Genomic DNA, 11675 nt, shown 5'->3' with positions numbered 1-11675 from the left:
GTGTTTGGTAAAACCCGGGAGAGGGTATTCAGCAAAATTGTTTTCGGTTTTGCCAAATGAATATTCTAAGCTTTCCGGGGGCCATTTCTTACAAACTTAAGAATACTTTGGTTTTCTTGAGCGGATAGAATTTTAAATTAAGCAGGGAAAATCTTTTCTAAAAAAATATAAGAATTGTATTCACACTACTTCCATATTCAACTGTTGTACATAAAGTTTCGATGAAATCCTGACGTGAAAGAGTATTGACGAGTTAGGCGACAGAATATCAAATCCGATAACATACTTCTCAACTAATTTCGAAAGAATTAATTGGGATGAAATAATCTATTATGAACAAGAAAATAAACCGACGTAGATTCTTGAACCTAAGTTCATCAACTGTGTTTGCAATGCTTTTTACTCCGGAAATGGTTAAGAGTGAAGAAAAGCTGCTACCTTCTCAGAATGAAGATGTGAACTTGGGAGAAGGGAGAACTATCCTTTTGCTTTCGGGCTGGCAGGATGTCAATATTGGGGATATTGCCCATACTCCGGGTCTTCTTCGTGTTTTACTAACCTTTTTGCCAAAAGCAAAAGTCATCCTCTGGAAAAGGAGTCTGGCAATAGAACCGGTAAAAGAACTTCTGCATAGGAACTTTCCAAATGTTAAGGTAATTTATGGAAATGTAGATGATGACAAAAAAGTAACAAGTGTTGAAGTACTAGATGCATTTAAGGAATCAGATATCATGATTCATGGTTCTGGGCCTTCTGTTCAAGGTCAAAAAAATCTAGAGGCTTGGCTGGCAGCTACCGGAAAGCCCTTTGGGATATTTGGTGTAACCATTCAATCGGTAGGCAAATCATTAAAAGAATTACTTTCTAAAGCTTCTTTTATATATACACGAGAAACGGCATCATTAGAAGTCCTGTCAGAAAGTGGTATTTCGGGAGAACATGTTTCATTTGTCCCCGATGCGACCTTCTTTATGGAGATTCGTGATGACCAGAGAGCTGCAGCATTTTTAGCTGAAAACGGATTGGAAACTAAGAAGTTTATATGTGCCGTGCCACGTTTACGCCGCACTCCGTATTATAAATTCACCGATTGGAAATGGTCGGAAGAAAGAATTAAGAATGTAGAAGAAACGAACTCGAAATACAAAGAAGAAGACCATGCAAAACTGCGAGAGGCAATGATACGTTGGGTGAGAGAAACAGGAAACAAAGTATTGGTTTGTCCGGAAATGGTTTATGAAGTTGAAATTATGGATGAACTTCTTATTGATCCTCTGCCTGAAGATGTAAAACCTTATGTGGTAAAACGTGGATACTGGATGCCCGACGAAGCGGCTTCGGTCTATAGAAACGCTCATAGTGTGTTGAGTTTTGAGTGTCATTCCCCAATTATTGCATTGCACAATGGGACTCCTGCATTTTATTTACGACAGCCTGAGGATACGATCAAGGGGCAGATGTATTATGATTTGGGCTACGACGACTGGGTATTCGAAATTATGGAAACTGAAGGAAAACAAATTGCAGATCAGCTTATGACTGTTCATGTGAATTACAAAATGGCACAAGAGCAAATAGTGAAAACCAACGAACGAATTAGAAAAATATATGCCGACGCAGTAGAACTTGTTTAGTCTGTGAAATCGGATTGTCAAATGATTTGACAGTTAAGATATTACCTGTTCTGTTGAGTTCTAGCCTGTGAAGCATTATTGATGAAAACTCATTTTATTCCAGTAACTGTCATGAATTAAACGATATGAAAAAAAATCTTTATTTACTATTTCTGCTTTTTCCCATCTTTTCATTTGGAGAAGTTATTGTGCACGGAGGAGAACACATTGATCCGGCAAGCACATTTTATTCTGTAAAAATAAATGGAGAGAGAGCCTATGTGCATCATTACAAGGTGTATGAGCCTGCGTACGATCAGGAATATAACTTTGTAAGTTATGTGCATTTTGATATGGATGAGCCAGTAGAGGTGGAGGTTACGTTTAAGGATCTGATTGATCCAAACAGTACCTGGTTGAGTCCTTTGCGAAAAAATATTCCGTATAAAATTGAAGATAAGGTTTTAACCTTTACGATTGATAAACCTCAAAAACTGATTTTAGGAATTAATACTCCTAACGATAACGATCAGGATGTTGAAAAAGAAGGGATTTTAGCCATTATTGCTATGCCAAAAGAAGAGGATGTTCCTGATGTTTCGGATGCCAACGTATTGAACGTTTTAGATTATTCCAGTCCGCAACGTGCTTTTGATCAGTGCCCTTCGGGTGGAACAGTTTATTTCCCTAAAGGTATTTACCGGGGGCAGTTTACGGTAAAAAAGAGTAATACAACTGTGTATTTGGAGAGCGGGGCAATCATCAGCAGTAACCAAACTCCACTCGTTATAAAAGATAAAGATCATATTACAATTAGTGGGAGAGGGGCGCTTCAAACCAATTTCCCATCTACCAGTTTTGTATTAGAACCCCGAAATTGTGATAATCTCACCGTTGAAGGAATTATAATCAGGATGGGAGGAGCCCGTGTGCATAAAAATGGGGTAAAAATACGGGGAGGCGGTTTTGCCGTTGTTCCTCATTATTGCAACTATCTTAAAATAAACAACATTGCTGTGTTACGTTATCCACATGGCGCCGATGGCATAGACCCGGACAATTGTCAGCATGTTGAAATATCGGATAATATTCTTTTAACCGGAGATGACGCTATTTGTCCGAAGACAATGGAGGTACCCTATATTCCGATGACTGATTTTAAGATAACCAATAATGTTGTACGAAACGGCCAGGCCAGTGGTTTTAAAATCGGTACTCAGGCTTCAAGCGATATAAGCAATATTGTGGTAGATGGTTTAGATATAATTCACACAGGGCAGTTTAAGTTTAGCGACAGAAATAAGGAAAGTGACATAAAGTCGCTTCATATTAAAAACGCAACAATTGAGTATGCCGAAACTTCAATATTGCAAATAAGTGCCGTCGATTTTATGGGAACCACAGAGGCTTTTAGAGGGAATATCAATATGACTATAGAGAATTTAACGGTGTATAAAACCGGAAAAGAAGATAACAAGAAAAAATTTGCCGGACTATTTCTGTATGCCGAGCCGGGGTATGATTGCAAGATCACCTTTATAAATCTTGTTGTGGAGGGCAAGCAGATAAAAAGCCTTAACGATTTAGAGCTGGTAGGTTGTTTGCCAAAGGATAAATCGAGAATTGAAAATGTAAAAGTTGAATTTAACAACTAATAATAAAATGAAATCAAAACAAGTGAAGATTCTTCTGGTAATACCTATCGCATTTTTAATGCTTTCAATGGGAATGCAGGAAAAGAAGGCAAAATTATTTGTTTTAGGAACTAGTATATCAGAACATTATGGGGAATATTTAGAAGATTTCTTAAAGGAAGACTTTTCATTTGATAGAAAGCGAGATGATTTAGGCCTACCTAAATCATCTGGTATCATGAGAGGAAGTAATGGAGGAGATTCCAGAAGTGCCCTTGCTTATTTAACAGAACGATTTAAAGACCCTTCTTTCTCACCAGATGTGTTACTACTTAATTGCGGAAGTCATGATATAAAAGTAAGTCCAAATGATGGGACCTATCAGGTCAATTCAGAAGATTATAAAAAAAATCTGGAAGCAATTTTAGAACTAACCAAGGAAAAAGATGTAAAATTGATTTGGGTTAGAACAACGGCTGTTGTAGATTCTATTCATAATACACCCAGACGGAAAAATTCGTTTCAAAGACATGCTGCAGACGTGGTAGCTTATAATAAGATCGCAGATGATTTGATGTACGATGCAAATATACCTGTAATTGACTTGTATACATTTACAAGAAATATTGCTGGCGAAAATGGCTATGTAGACCATATTCATTACAATGACAAGGTTCGCGAACTTCAAGCAGCTTATATCGCAGGTTCATTAAGATCTATTTATGGTAAATAGAAAATTTAGCGGTGTATAAGACTGGAAAGGAAGATACAAGGAACAGTTCGCAGGATTATTTCTACATGCAGAACCGGGTTACGATTGTAAGATCACCTTTATAAACCTTGTTGTGGAGGGCAAACAGATAAAAAGTCTTAAAGATTTAGAGCTAATTGGTTGTTTGCCAAAGGATAAATCGAGAATTGAAAATATAAAAGTTGAATTTGAAAATTAGGAATAAAATGAAATCAAAACAAGTGAAGATTCTTCTGGTAATACCCATCGCATTTTTAATGCTTTCAATGGGATTACAGGAAAGAAAATCAGAATTATTTGTGTTGGGAGATAGTATATCAGAACATTATGGAAAGTATTTGGAAGGTTATTTAAAAGAAGATTTTTCCTTTGATAGAAAGCGAGATGATTTAGGCTTACCTAAATCTAGTGGTATTATGAGAGGAAGTAATGGAGGAGACTCGAGAAGTGCCCTTGCATATTTAACAGAAAGATACAAAAGTCCTTCTTTTTCGCCGGATGTTTTACTGCTTAATTGCGGACTTCATGATGTAAAAGTAAATCCAAAGGATGGGAGCTATCAGGTTAATTCAGAAGATTATAAAAGAAATTTAGAAGCTGTTTTAGCATTAATCAAAGATAAAAATGTTCAGTTGGTTTGGGTAAGAACAACGGCTGTTGTAGATTCTATTCATAATCCACCTAGGCGAAAAGATTCTTTTCAACGACATGCCGCAGACGTGATAGCTTACAATAAAATTGCCGATAGTTTGATGCACGATGCCAATATCCCGGTAATTGACCTGTATACATTTACAAAAAACATTGGTGGCGATAGCAGCTATATCGACCATGTTCACTACAACGACAAAGTTCGTGAGCTTCAGGCAGCTTATATAGCAGGTTCATTAAGAGCAATTTGCAATGAATAGAAAATCTATTGAAGTTAAAACGCGTCTCATTGTAAAACCGTAAATGTTGCGCACACAATTTGAAATAATGATTAAAAAAACTCTTTTAAATAGGGTCAGAAGCTATGGTTGCCTTCTTTTAATAACCATTACGTTGGTAAATTGTGCTTTGGCACAACAGGTTGAAAAAGAGGAACAACCGCGTTTGCTGGTATTAACCGATATTGGTGCCGATCCTGATGATATACAGTCTTTACGACGTTTATTGCTTTACGCCAACGAATTTAGGTTAACCGGTATTATTGTAACAGCAGCAGGTAACAGACGACAGCCCGAACTTAAAATCAACAGCTATTTAATTGATCCGATTATTGATGACTATCAACGGGTTCAAAAACAGCTTAGTAAACACGCATCGGGGTATCCCAAAGCGGAGGTTTTAAGAGCCTTGGTTTTTGAAGGAGAAGCCAAGGCCGGTAGTGGTTTTTTGCAAGCAGGTAAGACCACGCCCGGAACAGAGCATATTATTAAAACGGTAGATAGCGGCGACGAAATACTGAATATTGTGGTGTGGGGTGGTTCGCATGATTTGGCGCAGGCCTTGCTAAACGTAAAAGACACCAGGTCGGAAGACGATTTAAAAATATTTATTTCAAAAATAAGAATCTATGCCATTGCCGATCAATATCCTAATGGATTTAATATCGGAACAGGTGAATGGATTTATACAAGTTTCCCTACAGTTTTTTATATAGAAAGTGGCCCCTCATGGATGGATACTAAGGCTGCGTCGTTTCGCGGAATGTATCAAAACGACAGTAAAGGCGGAGATTATGCCACATTACCGCTTGTGAAATCGGGTATTGAGTATTTCGGTTCTAAAGAATGGTTACAGTCTGCGATATTAAACAAAGGCGAGCTGGGTGAAGATTACCCAATTGTCAATCAAAATCCAAATACTTCAAGAAATACCAAAGGAACTAAGGAAGGAGATACGCCATCTTGGTTTTATTTTTTGACCAACGGGTTAAGTGCTCCCGGGCATCCGGAATGGGGTGGATGGGGTGGCCGTTTTGAGCACTTTTCGGGTAATCACTTCGTTGATACTCAAGATGATCATTGGTCGGGCGAACAAGATGGAGCATTACGCAGAAAATGGGCAATAGCCCGCTGGAGAGAAGCTTACCAAAATGATTTTGCAGCCCGAATGCATTGGTGTGTGTCTTCTTTTGAAAAAACGAACCATAATCCGGCGGCTTCAATCAATGGCGATTCCGGTAAAAAAATCATTCTGAAAAGAGTGAAACCAGGAGAGGCCATTACTATTGATGCCAGTGCCAGTTCAGATCCTGATGGGAATAAATTATCGTTCAATTGGTGGATATATCATGAAGTCTCCACCACGTTTGGCATTATAACGAATAAAAATAAAGCCCATACAAAATTGAAAATACCTAAGCAGGCTCCAAAAGGAGAAATACACATCATTCTGGAAGTTAAGGATGATGGTACGCCTAATCTTGTTTCATACAGAAGACTAATTGTAAATGTTATTTAACAAAATGACTGATGAAAAAGAGTAAGCTTTATAGTTGCCTTGTTGGAATAGTACGAAATGCCAAGACATATTGTATTTTGGCATCTTTGGTGTGGCTAATTAGTGGCTGTACCGAAAAAGAAAAGAGACCCAACATCCTGTGGATTACCTTTGAAGATACATCGCCACAGTTTTTGGGGGTTTATGGTAACCAGGATGCGCGAACCCCAACTATGGATAAATTAGCAAACGAAGGAGTGCGGTTTACCAATGCTTTTTCTACCGGCACAGTCTGTTCTCCCAGCCGAACGGCAATTATAACAGGTGTTAAAACATACAAAACAGGTACAGGCAATCACCGTAGTGATATTCAAATGCCGGATTTTATAAAGGGGTTTCCTGCGTATTTGCAGGAAGTTGGATACTACACATCCAACAATAAAAAAACAGACTATAATGTTGAAGACGAAGAGCGTTTTATTGCTAAAGCCTGGAATGAAAGCTCTGGAAAAGCTGGTTGGTGGAACCGGGAAACAGGCCAGCCATTCTTTTCTGTCTTCAACTTTACGGAGTCACACCAATCGCGTACCATGACAGAAAGCTACGAATGGTATAAAGGAAACATTATAGCCAATTTAGATGAAGACGAAATCATAAAAGATGATGAGTTTGAAATGCCCCCGTTTTATCATGATAGTCCGGAGATGCGAAAACAGTTTGCAAGAGTTTACAATGCTTTAAAGCTGACTGATAAAAAAATTGCACAATTGCTTCAACGATTAAAGGCTGATGGCCTGCTGGGCGAAACCATAATTTTCTTCTATGCCGATCACGGAGAGGGTATGCCTAGAGGAAAAACCAACGGAATTAACTATGGCTACAGAGTTCCTTTTGTGGTTTGGTTTCCTGAAAAATATAAAGAGCTTTCTCCCTGGGGAACAGAAGTTGTTACCGATGAGTTGGTGGATTTTACCGATTTGGCACCAACATTAATCAGTCTGACGGGTGGAAAGGTTCCTGAATACATGGAAGGCAGGATTCTTTTTGGGAGCGAACGTCAAAAACCAACAAATCACTTGGTCATTTCTTCTGACCGATCAGACAATGGACCAGATATGGTTCGGACGGTAACCGACGGTCGTTATGTGTATTCCAGAAATTTTATGCCTTACATGCCGGAACTCAGGTACATCAGGTACATGGAAATTGGTGAAATAAAACAGCAAATGCGTGAGGATTATAAAGCTGGTAAATTAGATCGGCTTCAAAATAACCTTTTCGCGCAACGTCCACCTGTTTTTCTTTTTGATTTGGAAGCCGATCCCTGGGAAACGCAAAATTTGGCAAATAACCCTAACTATAAAGAAATAGTAGGAAAAATGGAGTCGCAGCTGATGGATGAGGTATTACAATCTAAAGACATCATGTTCTTACCCGAATACGAATTAAGCTTGGTAAATAAGACGGTTGCACCTTATAATTACCGATTGGATACTACCAGGTATCCTATAGCTGAAATATATAAAGTGGCTTCTTTGTCAGGATATGTAGGCAGCAATGTAGCCCAACAGCAGATAGCTTTTTTGCAGGATACAAACAAGATTGTTCGTTATTGGGCAGCTATGGGGCTGCGTTCTCAAAATGCGCAACTACTGGAAAAGTATGCTTCAGAAATCCGGGACGCTATGGATGATGATTACCCTCCTGTTTCTGTGATTGCATCAGCTATAGCTTATCAACAATTTCACGATTCCAGGGCACGTCAGTTATTGCAGTCATTTTGCCTGAGCAATAACGAAGATTTAGCACTTATGGCTGTGAATTATCTTTTGTATATAGATGAAAAAGAGCCTTTTATAGAGACCATAAAACTGGCGCACGATAAAGAAGGACGGTCCTATAATGTTAAAGCAGCATGTATGGATTTTTTAGGAAGCCTGGGGCTGGTGCCTAACAATACAAATTATAGACAATAGACTTTTGATAAATCAATTAAAATGAAAACATACAAAATATACCTGATTTTATTAATCTTTAGTTTTAGCTGTACATCTAAACCGCAGAAAGAAGAGGTGGCTGTTTCTAAACCTAATATCATTATTATTTATGCCGATGATCTTGGGTTTGGCGATATTGGAATTAATGGCGCTAAAGGCGTGAAAACACCCAATATTGATTTTTTAGCTCAAAACGGAATAAACCATCAGGATGCACACTGCTCTGCTGCAACATGTACACCATCGCGTTATTCTTTATTAACAGGGAGTTATGCTTTTCGTAATAAGGCCAAAGTACTACCCGGAGATGCTCCTTTAATAATCAACCCCGATAGTGAAACATTACCTTCTATGCTCCAAAAAAATGGATATAAAACGGCTGTTGTTGGCAAGTGGCATTTAGGTTTAGGAATGGGAAAGGTAGATTGGAATAAGGAAATTACTCCTGGCCCCAAAGAAATTGGGTTTGACTATAGTTTTTTAATTCCGGCTACGGGAGATCGTGTACCTTGTGTATTTGTTGAAAATCAGCGGGTAATGGGCTTGAGTCCTGATAACCCCATAGAAGTTAATTATTTAGAAAAATTGGATGGGTACCCAACAGGATTTGAAAATCCAGATAGCCTGAAACAAAAAGCAGATCCGCAACATAGCCAAACAGTAATTAATGGCATCAGCCGAATTGGCTACATGAGTGGCGGTGAAGAGGCATTGTGGAAAGATGAGAATTTTCCATTTGTACTTACCGATAAGGCAAAACACTTTATTACAGAGAATAAGGAAAATCCTTTTTTTCTCTATTTCGCTTTTCATGATATTCATGTGCCTCGTGCACCAAATAAAAGGTTTATAGGAAAGTCTTCAATGGGGCCACGTGGCGATGCAATTGCTCAAATGGATTGGTGTGTTGGAGCGTTAATAGATCACCTGAAAGCGTCAAAGCTTCTTGAAAACTCTTTGGTGATTTTTACCAGTGATAACGGGCCTATACTGGATGATGGATATGCTGACAAGGCTGTAGAGTTACTCGGAGATCATAAACCGGCAGGTATTTACAGAGGGGCTAAATATTCAATTTATGAGGCAGGTACCCGAATGCCAACAATTGTATTCTGGCCCGGAAAGATAAAACCGGGAGAAAGTTCTGCAATGCTCAATCAGGTTGATCTGTTTGCGTCGCTGGCAAGTTTAGCCGGAGGGAAACTTTCAGAGGAGTGTGCGCCTGATAGTGAAAACCATATTGATGCCTGGTTGGGAAAGAGCAATAACGGTAGGGAGATAATGGTTGAAGAAGCCTTTACATTGGCATTAAGGGCTGGAAGCTGGAAATATATCGAGCCTCAGGAACAATCAACACCCGGTTGGTTGCTAAATAAAGACGTTGAAACAGGGTTAACGAACACACCACAACTGTACAACTTAGATGATGATCCGGGAGAAACTAAAAATGTTGCCAGTGAATTTCCAGAAAAGGTGGAGGAAATGAAAGGTGTATTAAATGAGATAAAACATAGAAAGTAATTTGTTAGTAGTAGTTAAGATTATTTATTCAGATAAATAAAAAATGAAATCAATCATCATAAGGTTTTGCCAATCAATACTTGCATTTGCAGGCTTCGCAAAGGTGCAGCTATTTTTCATATTTCGAAATGGAATGATGCATCAGCAGCAACCGAATGTTAAAGTTCGGGGGAAGTCGCTTGCTCAAAAATCGATTGTTTTAATCTTCACAGGGGCAATTGTACTGGTAGTGGCGGTTTTTTATTCGTTTAATAATCCATCAAATAATGAAGCAGTTTCCGCACCTAATATTATATACATACTGGCAGATGATTTAGGATATGGGGATGTTAATTTCGAGATTCAGGGACTGAATAAATTTAGTAACCCCCATATAAAAACTCCAAAGTTAGCCCAACTTGCGCAGCAATCTGTAGTTTTTACCCAACAGTATGCCTCCTCTTCGGTATGTTCCCCGTCACGGGCAGGTCTTTTAACCGGGAAAATACCAAATAGGGTTAATATTGATTTGTTTATAAGCGACGAGAAAGATAATGATCGCATTTTTTTAAGTGGAAAAGAGATTACAATAGCCGAGCTTCTAAAGGAAAAAGGTTATAGTACCGCCATCTTTGGGAAATGGCATTTGAATGGTGCCGATTGGAATGACCCTGACGCCTGGACCGGTAAAACAGGATCTTTTCCGAAACAGCAGGGTTTTGATTATGGAATGGTAACCAAAGAAAATCCGCATTTAACAACAGCTCTAAAGAAAAATTCACAAAAAAATCCGGGAGATTTCTTTGATTTAGATGGGCACCCACTTGGTGTAATTAAGGGATTTTCAAGTAAAATTATTACAGATAATGCGTTGAAATGGCTATCTAAAACTAAAGATAAAAGTACGCCCTTCTTTTTGTATCTGTCGTACGATGCCGTTCACGAATTTATTTCCAACCCTGATGAATACAATAACATGTATACTACCGGAGACCCCGATAAAGACCAGTACTACGCAAATGTAACCTATCTCGATCATCAAATAGGCCGGTTAATCGAAGCTTTGGATTCTATGGCGTTAAGAGAAAATACGATAATCTTTTTCTCTTCGGATAACGGGCCGGAAGTGTGGAGAACCAACCCTGCCTCGGGCCGGTGTTTTGGAACGAGTTATCCGTTACGTGGACAAAAGAGACAGTTGTACGAAGGTGGTATCAGGGTACCGGGACTGATCTCGTGGAAAGAAAAAATAGTTCCTCGCGTGTGCGACATTCCAAATGTAAACTACGATGTGCTGCCAACAATATGTGATTTTGCTAATGTCAGTCTAAATTCTGATCTAAAAACAGATGGCGTAAGTATTTACGATTATCTGCTAAACAACAAACCCGTTGAACGTGAAAATCCTTTGTACTGGCAGTTTGAAAAACGCAGGCAGAACTGGGAACTGAAGGGCGAGGGATATAACCAAAGGTATGTTGGGAATAAGCCTTTAAAAGAGGGGATTCCACCACAGGTTGTTATCAGGCACAATAACTATGTGCTGTATGCTTATAGTGATAAGGTATATCAGAAACCCAACAGCTATAAATTATACGATATCGAGGCGGATCCGCAAATGACAAATGATTTGTCAGAAGAAAAACCTTCCTTGTATGAAGACATGGTTTTCAAATTGGAAGAGATGTATGAAGATGTGAATATCGACAGAGTTGAAAGTGCAAGGGAAATGAAAGCAAGATTTAATTGATAG

Annotated in this window: 8 protein-coding genes; all 8 read left to right on the top strand. The window is 38.7% G+C overall.

Annotation, left to right across the window (positions count from 1 at the left end; translation table 11 throughout):
• Positions 1 to 332 precede the first annotated feature (332 nt).
• The 8 genes from GR929_RS13130 (at position 333) to GR929_RS13095 (ending at position 11672) form a co-directional block, all read left to right on the top strand.
• Entirely contained in the window at positions 333 to 1634 is a 1302-nt protein-coding gene (locus tag GR929_RS13130; RefSeq protein WP_201301009.1) for a polysaccharide pyruvyl transferase family protein, read from the top strand.
• A 125-nt stretch (positions 1635 to 1759) separates the two neighbouring features.
• Positions 1760 to 3268, top strand: coding sequence for a glycosyl hydrolase family 28 protein (locus tag GR929_RS13125; protein WP_159520522.1), 1509 nt, complete (start codon positions 1760 to 1762; stop codon positions 3266 to 3268).
• Between the two features lie 7 nt (positions 3269 to 3275).
• Positions 3276 to 3980, top strand: coding sequence for an SGNH/GDSL hydrolase family protein (locus tag GR929_RS13120; protein ID WP_159520521.1), 705 nt, complete (start codon positions 3276 to 3278; stop codon positions 3978 to 3980).
• A gap of 224 nt (positions 3981 to 4204) precedes the next feature.
• The gene (locus tag GR929_RS13115; protein ID WP_159520520.1) at positions 4205 to 4909 is read left to right on the top strand and encodes an SGNH/GDSL hydrolase family protein; all 705 of its coding nucleotides are present in this window, start codon (positions 4205 to 4207) and stop codon (positions 4907 to 4909) included.
• 67 nt (positions 4910 to 4976) lie between these two features.
• Positions 4977 to 6446, top strand: a complete 1470-nt coding sequence (locus GR929_RS13110; protein WP_159520519.1) for a nucleoside hydrolase-like domain-containing protein — start codon at positions 4977 to 4979, stop codon at positions 6444 to 6446.
• An 11-nt stretch (positions 6447 to 6457) separates the two neighbouring features.
• Complete coding sequence (locus tag GR929_RS13105) at positions 6458 to 8401, top strand: sulfatase family protein (RefSeq protein ID WP_159520518.1); 1944 nt, start codon at positions 6458 to 6460, stop codon at positions 8399 to 8401.
• Positions 8402 to 8422: 21 nt separating this feature from the next.
• On the top strand, positions 8423 to 9943 hold the full coding sequence (locus GR929_RS13100; protein WP_159520517.1) for a sulfatase family protein: 1521 nt from the start codon (positions 8423 to 8425) through the stop codon (positions 9941 to 9943).
• Positions 9944 to 9986: 43 nt separating this feature from the next.
• The gene (locus tag GR929_RS13095) at positions 9987 to 11672 is read left to right on the top strand and encodes a sulfatase-like hydrolase/transferase (RefSeq protein WP_159520516.1); all 1686 of its coding nucleotides are present in this window, start codon (positions 9987 to 9989) and stop codon (positions 11670 to 11672) included.
• Positions 11673 to 11675 lie beyond the last annotated feature (3 nt).

Source organism: Sunxiuqinia indica (assembly GCF_009847015.1).
Classification (GTDB): Bacteria; Bacteroidota; Bacteroidia; order Bacteroidales; family Prolixibacteraceae; genus Sunxiuqinia; species Sunxiuqinia indica.
This window is presented reverse-complemented; position numbering and strand designations above follow the sequence as displayed.